The following is a 19,838-nucleotide window of genomic DNA, read 5'->3' on the forward strand; positions in this document are numbered from 1 at the left end:
TGGGGCCATGACTCCTACGACGGAGACCACGGTCGGCATCGGCGGTGCGGCGGAGAGCACCGACATGGTGCTCAACATCGGGCCCCAGCATCCGTCCACGCACGGCGTGCTGCGGCTCAGGCTCGTGCTGGACGGTGAGCGCATCGTGCGCGCCGAACCGGTGATCGGCTACATGCACCGGGGTGCGGAGAAGCTCTTCGAGGCCCGCGACTACCGGCAGATCATCATGCTCGCCAACCGCCACGACTGGCTGTCGGCGTTCTCCAACGAGCTGGGCGTGGTCCTCGCCGTGGAGCGGATGCTCGGCATGGAGGTCCCCGAGCGGGCGGTGTGGACCCGCACCCTGCTCGCCGAGCTGAACCGGGTGCTGAACCACCTGATGTTCCTCGGCTCCTACCCCCTGGAGCTGGGCGGGATCACGCCGGTGTTCTACGCGTTCCGGGAGCGCGAGGTGCTCCAGAACGTCATGGAGGAGGTCTCCGGCGGGCGCATGCACTACATGTTCAACCGCGTCGGCGGCCTCAAGGAGGACCTGCCGGCCGGCTGGACGGCACGCGCGCGTGAGGCCGTCGCCGCCGTCCGCTCGCGCATGGACGTCTTCGACGACCTGGTGCTCGGCAACGAGATCTTCCGGGGCCGCACGCGCGGGGTCGGGGCGCTCGCTCCGGAAGCGGTGCACGCCTACGGAGTGAGCGGGCCCATCGCGCGCGCCTCGGGTGTCGACTTCGACCTGCGCCGCGACGAGCCGTACCTGGGGTACGGCGACCTCCAGGACGTCCTCAAGGTCGTCACCCGGACCGAGGGCGACTGCCTCGCCCGCTTCGAGGTGCTGCTGGAGCAGACCCACAACGCGCTCGATCTCGCCGACGCCTGCCTGGACCGGCTCGCCGAGCTGCCGCCCGGACCGATCAACCAGCGGCTGCCGAAGGTGCTGAAGGCGCCCGAGGGGCACACGTACGCGTGGACCGAGAACCCGCTCGGCATCAACGGCTACTACCTGGTCAGCAAGGGCGAGAAGACCCCGTACCGGCTGAAGCTCCGCTCGGCCTCGTACAACAACATCCAGGTCCTGACCGAGCTGCTGCCGGGGACGCTGGTGGCGGACATGGTGGCGATCCTGGGCTCGATGTTCTTCGTGGTCGGCGACATCGACAAGTAGACCGCGGCCGGGGCCGGAGCCGGAGCCGGAGCCGGAGTCGGGGCCGGAGTCGGGGCCGGCTGAACGGCTTGGTTCCGGCGGCGCGGCCTATGAGTCCTGCTCCAGGGGGTCCGGGATGCCCACCGGCTGGAGCAGCCAGCCGAAGTCGCCGAGGCCGCCCGGCGCGGTCAGCTCCGCGGCCTCGCCGGCGCTCGCGAGGGCGCGCACGTAGGCGGCGGGGTCCGTGGAGGCCAGCGCGAGCGGGGGGCGTGCGCCGGTGAGGTCCAGGGCGCGCAGGGCCGCGCGTTGTGTGAGCAGGCGTGCGCGGGAAAGCTCACGCGCCGTGCCGCTGATCCCCTGCGCCGTGCCCGAGGGCGCGCGGGCCGGCGTACGCGCCGGAGGGGGCGGCTGGTGGTCCGGGCTCGGTGCCGTCGCGCACGCGTCCAGCGCCACATGCGCCGTGATGTCGCACGAGCCGTCCGGCACGGGTGCCGTCTCGCGTCCCTCCCGGAAGCCGGTGAGCGTTCCGAACGGGGGGCGTGTGTCCACGGTGTGCGCGTAGTCCACGGCCACCGCGAGCCCCCGCTCCACCCGGTCCACGGCCGACGCCCAGGCCCGGTCCCGCGGCAGCCCGATCTCCGCCCGCAGGCCCTCCTCGGCCGGCAACGGCCACCAGCGCGCGAGCCACTCGGCCTCCTCGCCCGCCACGGGCTCCCCGAGCCGCTCGGCGCCGTCCTGCGCGACGAGGACCAGCCGGGGCACACCCGCGGAGTCCACCTCGACGACGTCGACGGGCACGTTGTCGAGCCATTCGTTGGCGAACAGCAGCCCGGCGACCGCGTCCGGCGGATCGCTCCGCCAGACGATCCGTTCGTCCAGGCCGGCCGGCCGGTCGGCGATCTCGACGGCGTACGCCCGCGCGCGTGCGGCCACGTCGGCCGGCAGGGCGGCGAGCACCCCGGTGACCAGCTCGCCGCGCCCCGCGCCCAGGTCGACGAAGTCCAGCACGGCGGGCCGCCCGAGCGCCGCGTCGACCCGGCACAGCAGCCGGGCCACGGCCCGCGCGAACAGCGGGGAGGCGTGCACGGACGTACGGAAGTGGCCGGCCGGCCCCTCCGGGCGCCGGTAGAAGCCCCCGGGGCCGTACAGTGCCGTGTCGGCCGCCGCGCGCCAGCCGCGCGGGCCGGAATTCCCGCGGAAGCCGTCCGCCGTGTTCCCATCCGTCACCGGACCAGACTAGGCGCCCAGATGATCACGGCCTCCACCTTGCGGAGTACGCGCGCCGGGCGCGGATCGGCCCTCCGGTTGACCCGTGCACGCATCCGGTTTCCCTACTCTGGGTTACGTGCAGCGCCTCTATGACTTCCTCCGCCGCCACCCGACATGGGTCGACACCTTCTGGGCCGTCGTCCTGCTCGGGGTGTCCGGGGTGAGCGTGGTCAATCTCGACAGGGTGGAGGAACACCACGGGACGATCCCCCTGGGGATGGCCGTGTCCGTCGTCCTCTGCGTCGTCGTGGCGCTGCGCCGCCGTCTCCCGGAGCCGATGCTGGTGGTCGCTCTCGTCACGGGGCTGGCCCAGGTGGTCCTGGACGTCGAGACGACCATCGCCGACTTCGCCATGCTGGTGATCACCTACACGGTCGCGGCGGTCGGTGCGCGCTGGGCCTCCCGGCTCGCCCTCGCCGCCGGCCTCTGCGCGGCGGTCGTGGCCCAGATCCGCTGGCCGGACCAGCACAGCAGCTTCATCGGGCAGATCGCGATAGCCGTCTTCCAGACGGTGCCCTTCGCCCTCGCCTGGGTGCTCGGCGACTCGATGCGCACCCGGCGCGCCTACTTCGCCCAGCTGGAGGAGCGCGCGGCCCGTCTGGAGAAGGAGCGCGAGGCACAGTCGAAGGTCGCGGTCGCCGCCGAACGCGCCCGTATCGCGCGCGAGCTGCACGACGTCGTCGCGCACAACGTGTCGGTGATGGTGGTGCAGGCCGACGGCGCCGCCTACGTCATGGATGCCGCGCCCGACCAGGCGAAGAAGGCCCTGGAGACGATCTCCTCCACCGGGCGCCAGGCGCTGGCCGAGATGCGCCGCCTGCTGGGCGTGCTGCGCACCGGTGAGCACCAGGAGACCGGCGAGTACGTCCCGCAGCCCGACGTCGAGCAGATCGACGACCTCGTGGAGAAGTGCCGCAGTTCCGGCCTCCCGGTCGACTTCAAGGTGGAGGGCACCCCGCGCCCGCTGCCCAGCGGAGTGGAGCTGACCGCGTACCGGATCGTGCAGGAGGCGCTCACCAACACCCGCAAGCACGGCGGGCCCAACGCGGGCGCGAGCGTGCGGCTGGTCTACTTCGACGACGGTCTCGGCCTGCTGGTCGAGGACGACGGCAAGGGCGCCCCGCACGAGCTGTACGAGGAGGGCGGCGCGGACGGGCAGGGACACGGCCTGATCGGCATGCGCGAGCGGGTCGGCATGGTCGGCGGCACCCTGGACGCGGGCCCGCGCCCCGGCGGAGGATTCCGCATCAGCGCCCTGCTGCCGCTCAAACCGGCGCACTGACCCCGCCCACGCTCACCTGAAGACCCCGCACCACCCCTGGCCGCGGCGGCCGGAGACGGCTCACCGCGGCGGGGACGGCAACCGAAGACACGGAAGAGGACCCGATGACGATCCGCGTGATGCTCGTCGACGACCAGGTGCTGCTGCGCACCGGGTTCCGGATGGTGCTCGCCGCCCAGCCGGACATGGAGGTCGTCGCGGAGGCGGGCGACGGCGTGGAGGCCCTCCAGGTGCTGCGGTCCACCGCCGTCGACGTCATCCTGATGGACGTCCGTATGCCGAAGCTGGACGGCGTGGAGACCACCCGGCGGATCTGCGCGGAGCCGGACGCCCCGAAGGTGCTCATCCTGACCACGTTCGACCTGGACGAGTACGCCTTCTCCGGGCTGAAGGCCGGCGCCTCCGGCTTCATGCTCAAGGACGTGCCGCCCGGCGAGCTGCTGACGGCCATCCGTGCCGTGCACAGCGGTGACGCGGTCGTCGCGCCGTCCACCACCCGGCGCCTGCTCGACCGTTTCGCGCCGATGCTGCCCTCCGCCGGCAAGGAGCCCCAGCACAAGGAGCTGGAGCGGCTGACCGAGCGGGAGCGCGAGGTGATGGTGCTGGTGGCGCAGGGCCTGTCCAACGGCGAGATCGCGGCCCGGCTGGTGCTGAGCGAGGCGACGGTGAAGACCCATGTGGGCCGCATCCTGACCAAGCTCGGTCTGCGCGACCGGGTGCAGGTCGTCGTGCTGGCGTACGAGACGGGACTGGTGCGGGCGGGCGGCCACGGCTGACCGGACAGGGCCGGCGTCGGCCGCCGGGGCGGCCGGGGCGGCCGGGGAGGACGCGGTGGCGAGCCCGCTAGCGGAGTATGCCCTCCAGGAAGTCGCTGCCCAGCCGGGCGACGACGGTGAGGTCCAGCTGGTGCATCACGTACCGGCCGCGGCGGCGGGTGGATATCAGGCCCGCCTTCTTCAGGACGCTCAGGTGCCGGGATATCTCGGGGGCCGTCATCTCGTGGAACTGCGCCAACTCGCCGGTGGTGTAGGCGCTGCGCGCCAGATGGCGGCAGAGCCGCATCCGCACGGGGTGGGACAGGGCCGTCATCCGCAGCGCGAGCTGTTCCACGGAGGGCGGGGCCGCCGGCTCGGGTGAGCCGACCGGGTAGTGCAGCACGGGCTGCCAGCCGTAGCGGTGCAGGACGGTCAGGTGCGGCCAGCCCAGGCTCGTCGGAACGAGCAGGAGCCCGCCGTCCACGGTGGCCGAATGGCCGATGCCCAGCTTGTCGACCGTGATCGTGGCGGCTTCCTTGTCGAGCGTCACGGTGGGCGACACCGCCGCCAGCGCCTCGGCCAGCCCCCGGCGCAGGAGGAGGTCCGTCTTGTGGCGGGCGTCCGCCGCGAGCTGGTGCCGGAGTCTGGACCAGGTCTCCGCGAAGAACGCCTCGTCGCAGTCCTGCACGAACTGCCGCAGCCAGGCCCGGATCCGCGGCGGGTCGGCCAGCAGCCGCTCGGCGAACCGGGCCTGCCGGGGTCCCCGCGCGGCGGCCACGTCCAGCGCCCGCCGGCGCACGTCGGCGTCGGCGAGCGCGGAGGGGCCGCGCGAGCCGTACGGCAGCGCACAGGTGAACTCCATCGCGGCGTCCACGAACTGTTCGTCCGTCAGTTTGTCCAGCAGGCCGAGGTCCTCGGCGAGGGTGGCGCCGGGCAGTGTGCTCCGGCCCGCGACGCCCGCGAACGGCAGGAACAGGTCCGAGAAGGTCGAGCGCCAGAGGAAGTCCGCCTCGCACATCCGGTCCGCCAGATGCGGGTCCAGCCGGGCCGTCACGCCGGTCACCCAGCCCTGCAGACCCGGGTGGTGCCCCGGCTCCGCCAGCGCGTGCAGCGCCATGCCCAGCTCGGCCAGGGGCGAGGGGACGACGGCGACCCTCTCCGGCCGCAGCCCCGCGATGTCGATGCGCACGCTCATGACTCCATGGTGCCCGCCGCCACCGACAACGAGGTTCCCGATTGACGGGGCACGTCAATCGACGCGACGTCGCCCCGCGGAGCGGCGCACTGTGGAGCACCGGGGCAGCCGCGGAGCCCGACCAGTCACCGAGCGCTCGCCGACGCTTCGGCGATCCGTCAGCGAGCCACCAGCGCTCCCTCAACATCCACCAGTGATCAGCCAGTGATCAGCCAGTGATCGGCCTCTGATCGGCCCATGACCAGTCGGTGATTCAGGCAGCGATCAGACAGCGATCACTCGCACGTCCCGAGAAAGCCGTCCGTCATGAGCATCACCCAGCAGTACCTCCTCGACAGCCACCGCGCGCGCCTGCACGACCAGCCGGAGCCGCCCGCACCGGGCCGCCACGACGCCGCCCTGGTCCGCGAGCTGCGCGACTACCGCCGCTTCCGCGCGGTGATCGCGGAGCGCCCGGCGCGCGGCCGCCTCCGGCACGCCCTGGCGCGCTGGCTGCGCCCCCGCGTGCTCGGCTGAGCCGGGTGCCCCGGCACACCCGGCTACGCCTTCTCCGGCAGGCGGTCCACGAACTCCCGTACAGCCGCGCGGACGTCGTCGGCGGTCCACTCCAGGCCCCTGCTCCGGACGACGACCTCCGTGAACGCCAGGCCGGGGCCGCCGGCGTCCCAGGCGTTCGCGAAGAGCAGCACCGAGGTCTCCTCGGCCTGGCGCACGGCGGCCTCGGCCAGCACGTCCGGCTCGTACGGCAGCCAGACCTGGAACTCGTGGGTGTGCGGCACCTCCGGGTGGACGCGGGCCCAGGGCACCCCGGCCGCCGCGAAGCCCTCGCGCAGCGCCTCGGCCACCACGCGCGCGTGCCGCACGTAATCCGGCAGCCGGGGCACCTCACGGTCCAGTCCGACGAGCGCGGACAGCGCGGTCGGGAACTGCTGGAAGACCATGCCGCCGTACCGGTGCCGCCAGGTCTTCGTCTCCTCCACCAGCGTCCTGGGGCCGGCGAGCACGGCGCCGCCGAAGCCGCCGACGGACTTGTAGAGCGACACGTAGACGCTGTCGGCCAGGCCCGCGATCTCCTCCAGCGGGCGCCCGAAGTGCTCCGTGCACTCCCACAGGCGCGCGCCGTCGAAGTGCACCACCGCGTCACGCTCCCGCGCCGCCTCGACGACCTCGGTCAGCTCCTCCCAGGTGGGCAGTACGAAACCGGCGTCCCTGAGGGGCAGCTCCAGCATCAGCGCCCCGAAGGGCTCTTCGAAGTCGCGTATCTCGGCCGCCGTGGGCAGCCGGTGCCCGCCGCCCACCCGGACCGGGCGCAGGCCGCTCACCCGGCTGAAGGCATGCCGTTCGTGCACCTCCGGATGGGACAGGGGGTGCAGGGCCACCGTCGGGTTGCCGGTGCGGTCAGCCCAGCAGCGCAGGGCCACCTGCTGGGCCATGGTGCCGGTGGGGAAGAACGCGGCGGCCTCCGTGCCCAGCAGCGCGGCGACCCGGTCCTCCAGGGCGGCCACGATCCGGTTGCCGTAGACGTCGGCCGGCTCGTCCAGGTCGTAGACCTCGGGCGCCGCGTCCGTCAGGTACGAGAGACGGTCGCGGATCGAGCTCCCCCACCCCGCGCGGGACAGGGTGCGCCGCGCCTGACGCTGCGCGGCGGCGCGCCGCTCCCGCAACCGTTCCGCCGGTGACTGGTCCGTGCTCTGCTCGATGCCCTGTGGGGCTGTCTCGGTCATGCCCTGGATCATGCCGTCCCGGCCCGGCGGGGGCACCGCGATTTCGGCGCGGAGGCCCGGCGCCGGGGCCCGGCCCGGGGGCCGCGCGCGGACGTGGGGAAACCCACAGCCTGTGGACAACCGGTCGGCCCGGAACCGAGATAGCGTTAACATGACGAGAAATCGTCCGGTACCCAGAGCGGACTGGAACGGGAAGGCCACCGTCGCGTGAGTACAGTCCACCAGCCAGACCTCAAGGACCGCCCCGCGCGGCTCACCGTCGGCGTCGTCGGCGCCGGCCGTGTGGGCCCCGCTCTGGCCGCGTCCCTCCAGCTCGCCGGGCACCGCCCGGTGGCCGTCTCCGGTGTCTCCGACGCCTCCCGCAGGCGCGCCGAGACCATGCTCCCGGACGTCCCGCTGGTGCCGCCCGCCGAGGTGCTCCAGCGCGCCGACCTGGTGCTGCTCACGGTCCCCGACGACGCCCTGCCGGGCCTGGTGGCCGGCCTCGCCGAGACCGGGGCGGTACGGCCGGGCCAGCTGCTCGTGCACACCTCCGGCCGGTACGGCGTGGGCGTCCTCGGCCCGGCCCTGCGCGCGGGCGCGCTGCCGCTGGCCCTGCACCCGGCGATGACCTTCACCGGCACGCCCGTGGACGTCCAGCGCCTCGCGGGCTGCTCCTTCGGCGTCACCGCGCCCGAGGAGCTGCGGCTGGCCGCCGAGGCCCTGGTCATCGAGATGGGCGGTGAGCCGGAGTGGATCAGCGAGCAGAACCGCCCGCTGTACCACGCGGCCCTCGCCCTCGGCGCCAACCACCTCGTGACCCTGGTCGCCCAGTCGATGGAGCTGCTGCGCAAGGCGGGCGTGGAGGCGCCCGACCGGATGCTCGGCCCGCTGCTCGGCGCAGCCCTGGACAACGCACTGCGCTCCGGCGACGCCGCCCTGACCGGGCCGGTCGCGCGCGGGGACGCCGGCACGGTCGCCGCGCACGTCACCGAGTTGCGCGAGCACGCCCCGCAGACCGTGGCGGGCTATCTGGCGATGGCCCGCGCGACCGCCGACCGCGCGCTCGCGCACGGCCTGCTGAAGCCGGAACTCGCCGAGGACCTCCTCGGGGTACTCGCGGAGGGGAGCCACGGCGGCCGGGCGCACCACGGAGGCGACGGAACCGGCGGTACGGCCGGCACCGAAGGCACCCGCGGCACCGATGGCACCGACGGCACGACCGGCACCGACGGCACCCGCGGCACCGATGGCACCGACGGCACGACCGGCACCGAAGGCACCCGCGGCACCGATGGCACCGACGGCACGACCGGCACCGAAGGCACCCGCGGCACCGATGGCACCGACGGCACGACCGGCACCGAGGGGAACGACCGATGACCACCGCCCTGCTGAGCACCGCCGAAGAGCTGCACACGCGCGTGCGCCACGGCCGCCGCGCCGTCGTGATGACCATGGGCGCCCTGCACGAGGGCCACGCGACCCTGGTCCGCGCCGCCCGGGCGATCGCGGGTCCGGACGGCGAGGTCGTCGTCACGGTCTTCGTCAACCCGCTGCAGTTCGGCGCGGGGGAGGACCTGGACCGCTACCCGCGCACGCTGGACGCCGATCTGAAGCTCGCCGAGCAGGCGGGCGCGGACGCCGTGTTCGCGCCCTCCGTGGACGAGGTCTACCCCGGCGGCGAACCCCAGGTGCGCATCTCCGCCGGCCCCATGGGCGAGCGCCTGGAGGGTGCCTCGCGGCCCGGCCACTTCGACGGCATGCTCACCGTCGTCGGCAAGCTGCTGCACCTCACCCGGCCCGACGTGGCGCTGTTCGGGCAGAAGGACGCCCAGCAGCTGGCCCTGATCCGGCGCATGGTGCGGGACCTGAACTTCGGCGTCGAGATCGTCGGCGTACCGACCGTGCGCGAGGAGGACGGGCTCGCCCTGTCCAGCCGCAACCGCTACCTCTCGGCCGAGGAACGCCGGACCGCGCTCACGCTCTCCCGCGCGCTGTTCGCCGGCCGGGACCGGCACGCCGCGCAGGAGGCGCTGCGCGCGCGGGCCCGGGAAGTGCCCTCCACGCGCGCGCGTGCCGAGGCGCTGAGCGCCATAGGGGAGTCCCGCGCCGCGGCCGACGCCCACGCGGTGGCCACCGCCGTGCCCGGCGCCCCGGCGGCCGTCCGTGCCGCCGCCCGGCAGGTTCTGGACGAGGCCGTACGCTTCGACCCGCCGCTCCGGCTGGACTACCTGGCGCTGGTCGACCCCGCCGACTTCACCGAGATCGGCGACGACTTCACCGGCGAGGCCGTCCTCGCCGTCGCCGCCCGGGTCGGCACGACCCGGCTGATCGACAATCTTCCCCTCACCTTCGGAGCCGCCTCGTGACCAGCACAGGCATACGACTGCACGCGCCCGCCCCCGGCTGGGCCATCTCCGCGGACGTGGTCGTCGTCGGCTCCGGCGTGGCCGGGCTGACCGCGGCCCTGCGCTGCGAGGCAGCGGGGCTCACCACGGTCGTGGTCACCAAGGCCCGCCTGGACGACGGGTCCACGCGCTGGGCCCAGGGCGGCATCGCCGCCGCCCTGGGCGAGGGGGACACGCCCGAGCAGCACCTGGGGGACACCCTGGTCGCCGGGGCGGGACTGTGCGACGAGGAGGCCGTACGGATCCTTGTCACCGAGGGCCCCGACGCGGTACGGCGGCTGATCTCCACCGGCGCGCACTTCGACACCGACGACGAGGGCGACATCCACCTCACCCGGGAGGGCGGCCACCACCGGCGCCGGATCGCGCACGCGGGCGGCGACGCCACCGGCGCGGAGGTCTCCCGGGCGCTCGTGGAGGCCGTGCACGCGCGCGGGGTGCGCACGATCGAGAACGCGCTCGTGCTGGACCTGCTGACCGACGCCGAGGGCCGCACGGCCGGTGTCACGCTGCACGTGATGGGCGAGGGCCAGCACGACGGCGTGGGTGCCGTCCACGCCCCCGCGGTGGTCCTCGCGACCGGCGGCATGGGCCAGGTGTTCTCCGCGACCACCAACCCGTCGGTGTCCACCGGCGACGGTGTGGCGCTGGCGCTGCGCGCGGGCGCGGAGGTCTCCGACCTGGAGTTCGTGCAGTTCCACCCGACCGTGCTGTTCCTCGGCCCGGACGCCGAGGGGCAGCAGCCGCTCGTCTCCGAGGCGGTGCGCGGCGAGGGCGCCCACCTGGTCGACGCCGACGGCGTGCGCTTCATGATCGGACAGCACGAGCTGGCCGAGCTGGCGCCCCGGGACATCGTCGCCAAGGGCATCCTGCGGCGGATGCTGGAGCAGGGCGCCGAGCACATGTTCCTCGACGCCCGGCACTTCGGCGCCGACATGTGGGAGCACCGCTTCCCGACGATCCTGGCGGCCTGCCGGGCCAACGGCATCGACCCGGTCACCGAGCCCATCCCGATCGCCCCGGCCGCCCACTACGCCTCCGGGGGCGTCCGCACCGACGCCCGGGGCCGGACCACCGTGCCCGGCCTGTACGCGTGCGGCGAGGTCGCCTGCACCGGCGTGCACGGCGCCAACCGGCTCGCCTCCAACTCGCTCCTCGAAGGGCTCGTCTACGCCGAGCGGATCGCCGCCGACATCGCCGCGACCCGCGCCGGCAACGGCCTCCCCGCGCGCGTGCCCGCGCCGGTCCCGCACCCGGACAGGCCCGCGCACCCGCTGCTCGCCCCCGAGACCCGGTTCGCCATCCAGCGGATCATGACCGAGGGCGCGGGCGTGCTGCGCTCGGAGGAGTCCCTCGCCGGGGCCGCGCAGCAGCTCCAGAAGCTGCACGCGGAGGCCCGGGACGCGCTGGAGGAGAACGGCAAGACCGCCGAGCCCGGCGTGGACACCTGGGAGGCGACGAACCTCCTGTGCGTGGCCCGGGTCCTGGTCGCCGCCGCCCGGCTGCGCGAGGAGACCCGCGGCTGCCACTGGCGCGAGGACCGGGCCGAGCGCGACGACACGGACTGGCGGCGCCACATCGTCGTACGGCTCAATCCGGACCGGTCGCTGGCCGTACGCACCACCGACACCGCAGACTTCCCCCCTATCCGGTAACACAGCGGCCCCAGGAGCAGTGACAGACGTGAGCACCGACGACCTTCCTCTCGCCCCGACCGGTGGCTGCGGCGACGGCTGCGCCTGCGGCGCCGAGGGCGACGAGGAGTACCTGGAGTGCGGGCTGGACCCCGCGCTCGCCGAGCTGCTGGCCGCCGCCGGACTCGACCCCGTCGAGGTCGAGGACATCGCCAACGTCGCCATCCAGGAGGACCTGGACGGCGGCGTGGACGTGACCACCGTGTCGACCATCCCCGAGGAGGCGGTGGCCACCGCCGACTTCACCGCGCGCGAGGCGGGCGTCGTGGCCGGCCTCCGGGTCGCCGAGGCCGTGCTCTCCGTGGTCTGCACGGACGAGTTCGAGGTCGAGCGGCATGTCGAGGACGGCGACCGGGTCGAGGCCGGGCAGAAGCTGCTGTCGGTCACCACGCGCACGCGTGACCTGCTCACCGCCGAACGCAGCGCGCTGAACATCCTGTGCCGGCTGTCCGGCATCGCGACCGCCACGCGCGCGTGGGCGGACGCGCTGGAGGGCACCAAGACGAAGGTCCGGGACACCCGGAAGACGACGCCGGGCCTGCGCTCGCTGGAGAAGTTCGCGGTCCGGAGCGGCGGGGGCGTCAACCACCGCATGTCGCTGTCCGACGCGGCGCTGGTGAAGGACAACCACGTGGTCGCCGCCGGCGGCGTGGCGCAGGCGTTCAAGGCCGTACGGGAGGCGTTCCCGGAGGTGCCGATCGAGGTCGAGGTCGACACCCTGCACCAGCTGCGCGAGGTCGTGGACGCGGGCGCGGACCTGATCCTGCTGGACAACTTCACGCCCGGCGAGTGCGCGGAGGCCGTCGGTATCGTCGGCGGCCGGGCGCTGCTGGAGGCGTCCGGGCGGCTCACGCTCGCCGACGCGCGCGCGTACGCCGACACCGGCGTGGACTTCCTGGCGGTCGGCGCGCTCACCCACTCCTCGCCGATCCTGGACATCGGCCTGGACCTGCGCGAGGCGGAGTGACGTCATGCTCCTGACGATCGACGTCGGCAACACCCACACCGTCCTCGGCCTGTTCGACGGCGAGGACATCGTCGAGCACTGGCGCATCTCCACGGACGCGCGCCGCACGGCGGACGAGCTGGCGGTGCTGCTGCAGGGGCTGATGGGCATGCACCCGCTGCTCGGCGACGAGCTGGGCGACGGCATCGACGGCATCGCGATCTGCGCGACCGTCCCCTCGGTGCTGCACGAGCTGCGCGAGGTCACCCGGCGCTACTACGGCGACGTCCCCGCCGTCCTGGTCGAGCCGGGCGTGAAGACGGGCGTGCCGATCCTCACCGACAACCCCAAGGAGGTCGGCGCGGACCGGATCATCAACGCGGTCGCGGCCGTCGAGCTGTACGGGGGCCCGGCGATCGTCGTGGACTTCGGTACGGCGACCACGTTCGACGCGGTCTCCGCGCGCGGGGAGTACGTCGGCGGGGTGATCGCGCCCGGCATCGAGATCTCCGTGGAGGCGCTCGGCGTGAAGGGCGCGCAGCTGCGGAAGATCGAGGTGGCCCGGCCGCGCAGCGTGATCGGCAAGAACACGGTCGAGGCCATGCAGGCGGGCATCGTGTACGGGTTCGCCGGCCAGGTCGACGGAGTGGTCGGGCGGATGGCGCGGGAGCTGGCCGACGACCCGGACGACGTGACGGTGATCGCCACCGGCGGACTCGCGCCGATGGTGCTGGGGGAGTCCTCCGTGATCGACGAGCACCAGCCGTGGCTGACGCTGGTCGGGCTGCGTCTGGTGTACGAGCGGAACGTCTCGCGGATGTGAGGGATCGCCGGCACCCGAACCGGGTGCCGGCGGTCTCCCGCGGCGGCGACACCGGACCGGGTGCCGGCGCCCACCCATGGCGTCGGCGTCTTCCGTGGCCGTCGGCGTCCACCCATGGCGTCGGCGTCCCCCCGCCGGTGGCCCCGGACGAGCGAAACCGGGAGCGACACGCGGCGACACAACAACGTGATCTGTCACTTTTGTCCGATTAGTCGGTAACGTCGCCGCATGCCCACGCCATACGGATCCCGCGGCGGCATGGCGTTCGGCGTGGAGGAGCTGCGAGTGCTCCGCCGCGCCCTCGCCCTCGCCCTCCACCCCGGCCACGCCTCCGCCGAGGACGTGCAGGACTGCCATCGCCTCGCCGAGTCGCTCGACGAGGCGATGCGCGAGGGGGCCAGACTGCGCGCCTTCCTGGTGGCCGACCTGGGCCGCTACCGGGACGCCCTGCCGGGTACGGCCGCCGGCTACCTCACCCTCCTGGAGGAGGCGCTGGGGGCCGGGCACCGGCCGACGGCGGACGACCTCGCCGCGCTCCGGGCGCTGCGCGGCAACCCCGCCGCGGCGGCACTGCTGGACCGTTGCCAGGCGCTGGCCGAGCACGACGTACGGGCGCGGTTCGCGCAGGGTGCGCGCAAGGTGCCGGCGCCCGCCGTACCGCCCGCGCGGACGCGTCTGCTGGCCCTTGCGGGCGGCGCGGGGGACCCCGGGGTCCGCCGGGAGGGCGAGCAGGCCGAGGGGCCGTCCGAGCCCGCGCCGAAGCCCGCGCCCGGCCCCTCGGAGCGCCCCGCGCCGGAACCCGACGCGCCGGAGCCGGGCGCGCCGAAGCGACCCATCCCCACGCCGGGCGAGGTCTTCCCGCGCCGCAAGCCGGCGCCGCCGGCCGGGCCGACGGAGTCCCGGCAACTGGCCGCGGGCTGACCGGCCGGCGGGGATCCCCGCCCCCGGACGAGGGTGAATGTGGCGGGTGATCGACGCACCCCGCCCCTTTCGCCCCATCCGCCGTGACTACTCTGGTGCCATGGACTACGTCTCCGCGCTCGTGCCCCCGGCCGTCATGGCCGTGTTCTTCATCGGACTGGTCAGGGTGATCGTGAAGACCCAGGGCGGGGCCGCCAAGACCAAGGAGGACGCGGCCGTCGACGCGGCCCTCGCCCGCGTGGAGGGCGGCCCCAAGACCTCCGCCCCCGGCGACGCCTGAGCGGACCGAAGGGCCGAAGGACCGGCGGACCGCCGGTCCTTCGGCGTACCTCCGTACCCCCCGGCCGGCCGCCCCGACGCACGACTCCCGGCGTACGGCGCTTTGCCGGCCGTACGCCCTTTTTGTTCGCGTTTGTAGTCCTAGCGCACGTCCGGCACGCCAATGCCGGGATCTCCCACTATTGTTCTGAGCTGTGCCTCGCCCATTGGGAGAACTCGAAGACGCGGTCATGACGCGGGTGTGGAAGTGGAACCGCCCGGTGACCGTTCGAGAAGTCCTGGAAGACCTCCAGCAGGAACGCTCCATCGCGTACACCACCGTGATGACCGTTTTGGACAATCTCCATCAGAAGGGCTGGGTGCGCCGTGAGGCGGAAGGCCGGGCCTATCGATATGAGGCCGTGTCGACACGCGCCGCCTACGCCGCCGCCCTCATGAACGACGCGTGGTCGCAGAGTGACAACCCGGCCGCCGCTCTCGTCGCCTTCTTCGGCATGATGAGCGAGGAACAACGGCAGGCCCTGAGGGACGCCGTGCGCATCGTGCAGGGGCCGCTGGAAACCCGGGAAGCCCCTGAAGCCCGGCAACAGGAAGCGCCGCAAGCCAGGCAAGAGGAGAACCCCGGCTCGGCAGAGGGCGCGGACGGGCGATAGCGTCCGCTCATGTCAGCAGAGCGTCCCGAAGTCTCCGCAAAAGCCATCACCGTCCGGCGGGCCCGGACCAGCGATGTCCCCGCCGTGCGCCACCTCCTCGACGCCTACGTCCGTGACCGCATCCTGCTCGACAAAGCCACCGTGACGCTTTACGAGGACATCCAGGAGTTCTGGGTCGCGGAACGCGACGACAACGCCGAGGTGGTCGGCTGCGGTGCGCTGCACGTCATGTGGGAGGACCTCGCGGAAGTCCGCACTCTGGCGGTGAAGCCGGGGCTGAAGGGAGCCGGCGTCGGCCACCGGGTTCTGGAGAAGTTGCTCCAGACCGCTCGCTGGCTCGGCGTTCGACGAGTTTTCTGCCTGACCTTCGAAGTGGACTTCTTCGGGAAGCACGGCTTCGTGGAGATCGGGGAGACTCCGGTCGACACCGATGTGTACGCGGAGCTGTTGCGTTCCTATGACGAGGGCGTCGCCGAGTTCCTCGGTCTCGAACGAGTGAAGCCGAACACCTTGGGCAACAGCCGGATGCTTCTGCATCTGTGATCGTCATTGCCCCGGTTCCCTATGTCCGAAACGCGCATGTTTCCGGACGTGGGCGGTCCGCTGAGTCACTCCCGAGGGTTTGTGTTTTTCCGGCAAAAGCGGTTTGCTTTCCGACGTACTGCAGTACTGCATATAACAGGGGCGGCGAAACGGCGGGCGCCGCACACCCCTGGTCCTCAACGTTATCGATGAAAGGAAAAGCGGTGGCACAGAAGGTTCAGGTCCTTCTTGTCGACGACCTCGACGGCGGCGAGGCGGACGAGACCGTGACGTTCGCACTGGACGGCAAGACGTACGAGATCGATCTCACGACTGCCAATGCGGACAAGCTGCGCAGCCTTCTTGATCCCTATGTGAAGGGCGGGCGGCGTACCGGCGGCCGTGCTTCGGGTGGGCGTGGAAAGGCGCGCGCCGCTTCCGGCGGCAGCCAGGACACTGCGGCGATCCGCGCCTGGGCGAAGGAAAATGGTTACGAGGTCAACGACCGCGGCCGTGTTCCCGCGTCCATCCGCGAGGCCTACGAGAAGGCCAACGGCTGATTCCGCCACTCGGCGGGATTCCCGGCGCACGCGCGCCGCAGTCGGACCCGGTGACACCACGCTGCCACCGTGTCCACCAGTCGTACGAGATCGGGGACGCTCCCCTCGCGTCCCACGGCCGACGCGGCCGTAACGACGGGCATGGCCGGCATGGCCGGCAGCGAGTCCTCGACCGCGCGTCCCGGTCCAGGGGGCCGCAGCCACACGGCGGCCCCCTGCACCCCTTTCCCGTACACGGATTCGAGGCACACGGATTCGGGCCGTACGGGTTCGAGTCCCATGGCAGCGGCGGCCGCCGCGGGCGGCAGCGGCGCCTCCAGCGTGTCTCCCTCGCCGAGGGCCCGCAGGTCCAGGGCCACGCCGCCCCACTCCAGCCACTCCAGCAACCCGGGCAACTCCTCCGCGCTGCCCGCGGCCACCAGCAGCTCCATCCGGTCGCCCCGCAGGGCCACCGGAGAGCCCGGCGCGAGATGCCGCAGTGCCGCCGCGCCCGCCTCGGCCGGCACGTCCAGGACGTCGAACCGCACCCCCGTGGGCAGCCGCAGCGGCAGGCCGGGCACTGTCGGCCACTCCAGACCGTTCTCGTACCAGCGTCGGACCCGGGTGGCCGGGTCGGCGGAGAAGCCGCCCCCGTCCGGTGCGTCCGGATCGGGGGGTCGGCGGGAAAGAGGAATCGTGGAGGTCGTGGGGACCGGGCCAACCATGCCAAGTCCAACCGCCGAATCCCCCTTCGGGTTACGCTGGGTGTCCCGCCCGCTGCGCAGAGTGCCGGAAGTGGGGGCGCGCGGGGGCCCGGGGAGGCGCAAGGTTGTTCGCCCATAGCGGAGGGAACCGGTGCGCGCGGCATGGAGTGTCAGTCCCTGCGGGTAAGACATGCCTAGTGGGAGGGGGCGACGCGCGGGAAGGGCCGTCTCACGTTCGCCATCGGCGTAGTGGCGAGTGGGGTAACTGCCTGGCCTGCGGGAACATCGTCTCGCACCATCGGGTTGGAGCAGATGTCGGCGTTCGGGGTCAGGAGGCCATCGACGGTGTCGGCAGTTGGAATGAGCGGTCCCCGCTTGCGGGACTAAGCTGCGGAAGGACAGGGAGGGGAAGTTCCCCCCACTGCCTGACCGCTCTGAGGAGCGATTAACGATGTTCGAGAGGTTCACCGACCGCGCGCGGCGGGTTGTCGTCCTGGCTCAGGAAGAAGCCCGGATGCTCAACCACAACTACATCGGCACCGAGCACATCCTCCTGGGTCTCATCCACGAGGGCGAAGGTGTCGCCGCTAAGGCCCTGGAGAGCCTCGGCATTTCGCTTGAGGCGGTCCGCCAGCAGGTGGAGGAGATCATCGGTCAGGGTCAGCAGGCCCCGTCCGGTCACATCCCCTTCACCCCCCGTGCCAAGAAGGTCCTGGAGCTGTCGCTCCGCGAGGCCCTTCAGCTGGGCCACAACTACATCGGCACGGAACACATCCTGCTCGGCCTGATCCGCGAGGGCGAGGGCGTCGCCGCCCAGGTCCTGGTCAAGCTGGGCGCAGACCTCAACCGGGTGCGGCAGCAGGTCATCCAGCTGCTCTCCGGCTACCAGGGCAAGGAGACCGCCACCGCCGGCGGCCCGGCCGAGGGCACGCCTTCGACCTCTCTCGTCCTGGACCAGTTCGGCCGGAACCTCACCCAGGCCGCTCGTGAATCCAAGCTCGACCCGGTCATCGGGCGCGAGAAGGAGATCGAGCGGGTCATGCAGGTGCTGTCCCGCCGTACGAAGAACAACCCGGTCCTGATCGGTGAGCCCGGCGTCGGCAAGACCGCCGTCGTCGAGGGCCTCGCCCAGGCCATCGTCAAGGGCGAGGTGCCCGAGACGCTCAAGGACAAGCACCTCTACACGCTGGACCTCGGCGCCCTGGTCGCCGGCTCCCGCTACCGCGGTGACTTCGAGGAGCGCCTGAAGAAGGTGCTCAAGGAGATCCGCACCCGCGGCGACATCATCCTGTTCATCGACGAGCTGCACACGCTGGTCGGTGCGGGTGCCGCCGAGGGCGCCATCGACGCCGCTTCGATCCTGAAGCCGATGCTGGCCCGCGGTGAGCTGCAGACCATCGGTGCGACCACGCTGGACGAGTACCGCAAGCACCTGGAGAAGGACGCGGCCCTGGAGCGCCGCTTCCAGCCCATCCAGGTCGCCGAGCCGTCCCTGCCGCACACGATCGAGATCCTCAAGGGTCTGCGTGACCGGTACGAGGCCCACCACCGGGTCTCCATCACGGACGAGGCGCTGGTCCAGGCCGCCACCCTGGCCGACCGGTACATCTCGGACCGCTTCCTGCCGGACAAGGCGATCGACCTGATCGACGAGGCCGGCTCCCGGATGCGCATCCGCCGGATGACCGCGCCGCCGGACCTCCGCGAGTTCGACGAGAAGATCGCCGCTGTCCGCCGGGACAAGGAGTCCGCGATCGACTCGCAGGACTTCGAGAAGGCCGCCTCCCTGCGTGACAAGGAGAAGCAGCTCCTGGCCGCCAAGGCCAAGCGGGAGAAGGAGTGGAAGGCCGGCGACATGGACGTCGTCGCCGAGGTCGACGGCGAGCTGATCGCCGAGGTCCTCGCCACGGCCACCGGCATCCCGGTCTTCAAGCTGACCGAGGAGGAGTCCAGCCGCCTGCTCCGCATGGAGGAGGAGCTGCACAAGCGGGTCATCGGCCAGAACGACGCCGTCAAGGCGCTGTCGAAGGCGATCCGCCGTACGCGCGCCGGCCTGAAGGACCCGAAGCGTCCGGGTGGTTCGTTCATCTTCGCCGGCCCGTCCGGTGTCGGTAAGACCGAGCTGTCCAAGGCGCTCGCCGAGTTCCTCTTCGGCGACGAGGACGCGCTGATCTCCCTCGACATGTCGGAGTTCAGCGAGAAGCACACGGTGTCGCGTCTCTTCGGTTCGCCCCCCGGCTACGTGGGCTACGAGGAGGGCGGCCAGCTGACCGAGAAGGTCCGCCGCAAGCCGTTCTCCGTCGTCCTCTTCGACGAGGTCGAGAAGGCCCACCCGGACATCTTCAACTCGCTGCTGCAGATCCTGGAGGACGGTCGCCTGACCGACTCCCAGGGCCGGGTCGTGGACTTCAAGAACACGGTCATCATCATGACGACCAACCTCGGTACCCGGGACATCTCCAAGGGCTTCAACCTCGGCTTCGCCGCCGCGGGTGACACGAAGACCAACTACGAGCGCATGAAGAACAAGGTCTCGGACGAGCTGAAGCAGCACTTCCGTCCCGAGTTCCTCAACCGCGTCGACGACGTGGTCGTCTTCCCGCAGCTGACGCAGGCCGACATCCTGCGGATCGTCGACCTGATGGTCGGCAAGGTGGACGAGCGCCTGAAGGACCGGGACATGGGCATCGAGCTGTCCCAGTCCGCCAAGGAGCTGCTGGCCAAGAAGGGCTACGACCCGGTGCTGGGCGCGCGTCCGCTGCGTCGCACGATCCAGCGCGAGATCGAGGACACGCTGTCGGAGAAGATCCTCTTCGGCGAGCTGCGTCCCGGTCACATCGTGGTCGTGGACACCGAGGGCGAGGGCGACGCCCAGACCTTCACCTTCCGGGGTGAGGAGAAGTCGGCGCTGCCGGACGTCCCGCCGATCGAGCAGGCGGCCGGCGGTGCCGGGCCGAACCTGAGCAAGGACGCGTAAGCCTCCGGCGATCGGCCGAGTGGCCGA

At 72.3% G+C, this 19,838-nt stretch carries 19 protein-coding genes; 15 read left to right on the plus strand and 4 right to left on the minus strand.

The window, feature by feature from the left end; translation table 11 throughout:
- Window positions 1–7 precede the first annotated feature (7 nt).
- Window positions 8–1,159, plus strand: coding sequence for an NADH-quinone oxidoreductase subunit D (locus tag ACZ7KF_RS23630; RefSeq protein ID WP_471078336.1), 1,152 nt, complete (start codon window positions 8–10; stop codon window positions 1,157–1,159).
- Between the two features lie 87 nt (window positions 1,160–1,246).
- Here ACZ7KF_RS23630 and ACZ7KF_RS23635 read toward each other — a convergent pair whose 3' ends face one another.
- Window positions 1,247–2,365, minus strand: a complete 1,119-nt coding sequence (locus ACZ7KF_RS23635; RefSeq protein WP_471078339.1) for an SAM-dependent methyltransferase — start codon at window positions 2,363–2,365, stop codon at window positions 1,247–1,249.
- Window positions 2,366–2,483: 118 nt separating this feature from the next.
- Between ACZ7KF_RS23635 and ACZ7KF_RS23640 the strand changes: the two genes are divergently transcribed.
- A complete protein-coding gene (locus ACZ7KF_RS23640) occupies window positions 2,484–3,689 on the plus strand; it encodes a sensor histidine kinase (protein WP_471078342.1) in 1,206 nt (401 codons plus the stop codon).
- 104 nt (window positions 3,690–3,793) lie between these two features.
- Window positions 3,794–4,465 (plus strand): response regulator, encoded by a 672-nt coding sequence (locus ACZ7KF_RS23645; protein WP_201820662.1) that lies wholly within the window; start codon window positions 3,794–3,796, stop codon window positions 4,463–4,465.
- 67 nt (window positions 4,466–4,532) lie between these two features.
- Here the strand turns inward: ACZ7KF_RS23645 and ACZ7KF_RS23650 are convergent, their stop codons facing one another.
- Window positions 4,533–5,639 (minus strand): DUF5937 family protein, encoded by a 1,107-nt coding sequence (locus tag ACZ7KF_RS23650; RefSeq protein ID WP_471078345.1) that lies wholly within the window; start codon window positions 5,637–5,639, stop codon window positions 4,533–4,535.
- Between the two features lie 306 nt (window positions 5,640–5,945).
- Here ACZ7KF_RS23650 and ACZ7KF_RS23655 point away from each other — a divergent pair, with 306 nt between their 5' ends.
- Window positions 5,946–6,155: a hypothetical protein gene (locus ACZ7KF_RS23655; RefSeq protein WP_471078348.1), complete on the plus strand. Its 210-nt coding sequence runs from the start codon at window positions 5,946–5,948 to the stop codon at window positions 6,153–6,155.
- A gap of 23 nt (window positions 6,156–6,178) precedes the next feature.
- Here the strand turns inward: ACZ7KF_RS23655 and ACZ7KF_RS23660 are convergent, their stop codons facing one another.
- The gene (locus ACZ7KF_RS23660) at window positions 6,179–7,363 is read right to left on the minus strand and encodes a threonine aldolase family protein (protein WP_471078351.1); all 1,185 of its coding nucleotides are present in this window, start codon (window positions 7,361–7,363) and stop codon (window positions 6,179–6,181) included.
- Window positions 7,364–7,570: 207 nt separating this feature from the next.
- On the opposite strand from ACZ7KF_RS23660, the gene ACZ7KF_RS23665 reads away from it, so the two are divergent.
- The 10 genes from ACZ7KF_RS23665 to ACZ7KF_RS23710 all read left to right on the plus strand — a co-directional run bounded on the left by ACZ7KF_RS23665 (window position 7,571) and on the right by ACZ7KF_RS23710 (window position 16,151).
- Window positions 7,571–8,725: a Rossmann-like and DUF2520 domain-containing protein gene (locus ACZ7KF_RS23665; RefSeq protein ID WP_471078354.1), complete on the plus strand. Its 1,155-nt coding sequence runs from the start codon at window positions 7,571–7,573 to the stop codon at window positions 8,723–8,725.
- Window positions 8,722–9,714 carry a pantoate--beta-alanine ligase gene (gene panC, locus ACZ7KF_RS23670; protein WP_471078357.1) on the plus strand — a complete coding sequence of 331 codons (993 nt, stop codon included), beginning with the start codon at window positions 8,722–8,724 and terminating at the stop codon, window positions 9,712–9,714. The genes ACZ7KF_RS23665 and panC overlap by 4 nt, the downstream gene beginning before the upstream one ends.
- A complete protein-coding gene (locus ACZ7KF_RS23675; protein ID WP_471078360.1) occupies window positions 9,711–11,408 on the plus strand; it encodes an L-aspartate oxidase in 1,698 nt (565 codons plus the stop codon). The genes panC and ACZ7KF_RS23675 overlap by 4 nt, the downstream gene beginning before the upstream one ends.
- Before the next feature lie 28 nt (window positions 11,409–11,436).
- Window positions 11,437–12,414, plus strand: a complete 978-nt coding sequence (gene nadC / locus ACZ7KF_RS23680; protein WP_471078363.1) for a carboxylating nicotinate-nucleotide diphosphorylase — start codon at window positions 11,437–11,439, stop codon at window positions 12,412–12,414.
- A gap of 4 nt (window positions 12,415–12,418) precedes the next feature.
- Complete coding sequence (locus ACZ7KF_RS23685; RefSeq protein WP_471078366.1) at window positions 12,419–13,216, plus strand: type III pantothenate kinase; 798 nt, start codon at window positions 12,419–12,421, stop codon at window positions 13,214–13,216.
- A gap of 258 nt (window positions 13,217–13,474) precedes the next feature.
- Window positions 13,475–14,137 (plus strand): hypothetical protein, encoded by a 663-nt coding sequence (locus tag ACZ7KF_RS23690; RefSeq protein ID WP_471078485.1) that lies wholly within the window; start codon window positions 13,475–13,477, stop codon window positions 14,135–14,137.
- 100 nt (window positions 14,138–14,237) lie between these two features.
- The gene (locus tag ACZ7KF_RS23695) at window positions 14,238–14,417 is read left to right on the plus strand and encodes a hypothetical protein (RefSeq protein WP_471078369.1); all 180 of its coding nucleotides are present in this window, start codon (window positions 14,238–14,240) and stop codon (window positions 14,415–14,417) included.
- Window positions 14,418–14,646: 229 nt separating this feature from the next.
- Complete coding sequence (locus tag ACZ7KF_RS23700; protein ID WP_420803421.1) at window positions 14,647–15,069, plus strand: BlaI/MecI/CopY family transcriptional regulator; 423 nt, start codon at window positions 14,647–14,649, stop codon at window positions 15,067–15,069.
- Between the two features lie 9 nt (window positions 15,070–15,078).
- The gene (locus ACZ7KF_RS23705) at window positions 15,079–15,612 is read left to right on the plus strand and encodes an amino-acid N-acetyltransferase (RefSeq protein WP_225824928.1); all 534 of its coding nucleotides are present in this window, start codon (window positions 15,079–15,081) and stop codon (window positions 15,610–15,612) included.
- Between the two features lie 203 nt (window positions 15,613–15,815).
- Window positions 15,816–16,151 (plus strand): histone-like nucleoid-structuring protein Lsr2, encoded by a 336-nt coding sequence (locus tag ACZ7KF_RS23710; RefSeq protein ID WP_043502963.1) that lies wholly within the window; start codon window positions 15,816–15,818, stop codon window positions 16,149–16,151.
- Here ACZ7KF_RS23710 and ACZ7KF_RS23715 read toward each other — a convergent pair.
- A complete protein-coding gene (locus tag ACZ7KF_RS23715; protein WP_471078373.1) occupies window positions 16,130–16,855 on the minus strand; it encodes an SCO3374 family protein in 726 nt (241 codons plus the stop codon). The two genes, ACZ7KF_RS23710 and ACZ7KF_RS23715, sit on opposite strands and share 22 nt — an antisense overlap.
- A 430-nt stretch (window positions 16,856–17,285) precedes the next feature.
- On the opposite strand from ACZ7KF_RS23715, the gene ACZ7KF_RS23720 reads away from it, so the two are divergent.
- Window positions 17,286–19,811 (plus strand): ATP-dependent Clp protease ATP-binding subunit, encoded by a 2,526-nt coding sequence (locus tag ACZ7KF_RS23720; protein WP_471078376.1) that lies wholly within the window; start codon window positions 17,286–17,288, stop codon window positions 19,809–19,811.
- Window positions 19,812–19,838 lie beyond the last annotated feature (27 nt).

It is taken from the genome of Streptomyces sp. NPDC038200 (genome assembly GCF_055600785.1).

Excerpts from the sequence above, each read along its gene's own strand:
- ACZ7KF_RS23630 (WP_471078336.1), top strand. The coding sequence starts at position 8 with ATGACTCCTACGACGGAGACCACGGTCGGCATCGGCGGTGCGGCGGAG.
- ACZ7KF_RS23645 (WP_201820662.1), top strand. The coding sequence starts at position 3,794 with ATGACGATCCGCGTGATGCTCGTCGACGACCAGGTGCTGCTGCGCACC.
- ACZ7KF_RS23650 (WP_471078345.1), bottom strand. The coding sequence starts at position 5,639 with ATGAGCGTGCGCATCGACATCGCGGGGCTGCGGCCGGAGAGGGTCGCC.
- ACZ7KF_RS23655 (WP_471078348.1), top strand. The coding sequence starts at position 5,946 with ATGAGCATCACCCAGCAGTACCTCCTCGACAGCCACCGCGCGCGCCTG.
- ACZ7KF_RS23660 (WP_471078351.1), bottom strand. The coding sequence starts at position 7,363 with ATGACCGAGACAGCCCCACAGGGCATCGAGCAGAGCACGGACCAGTCA.
- panC (WP_471078357.1), top strand. The coding sequence starts at position 8,722 with ATGACCACCGCCCTGCTGAGCACCGCCGAAGAGCTGCACACGCGCGTG.
- ACZ7KF_RS23685 (WP_471078366.1), top strand. The coding sequence starts at position 12,419 with ATGCTCCTGACGATCGACGTCGGCAACACCCACACCGTCCTCGGCCTG.
- ACZ7KF_RS23690 (WP_471078485.1), top strand. The coding sequence starts at position 13,475 with ATGGCGTTCGGCGTGGAGGAGCTGCGAGTGCTCCGCCGCGCCCTCGCC.
- ACZ7KF_RS23695 (WP_471078369.1), top strand. The coding sequence starts at position 14,238 with ATGGACTACGTCTCCGCGCTCGTGCCCCCGGCCGTCATGGCCGTGTTC.
- ACZ7KF_RS23700 (WP_420803421.1), top strand. The coding sequence starts at position 14,647 with ATGACGCGGGTGTGGAAGTGGAACCGCCCGGTGACCGTTCGAGAAGTC.
- ACZ7KF_RS23705 (WP_225824928.1), top strand. The coding sequence starts at position 15,079 with ATGTCAGCAGAGCGTCCCGAAGTCTCCGCAAAAGCCATCACCGTCCGG.
- ACZ7KF_RS23715 (WP_471078373.1), bottom strand. The coding sequence starts at position 16,855 with ATGGTTGGCCCGGTCCCCACGACCTCCACGATTCCTCTTTCCCGCCGA.
- ACZ7KF_RS23720 (WP_471078376.1), top strand. The coding sequence starts at position 17,286 with ATGTTCGAGAGGTTCACCGACCGCGCGCGGCGGGTTGTCGTCCTGGCT.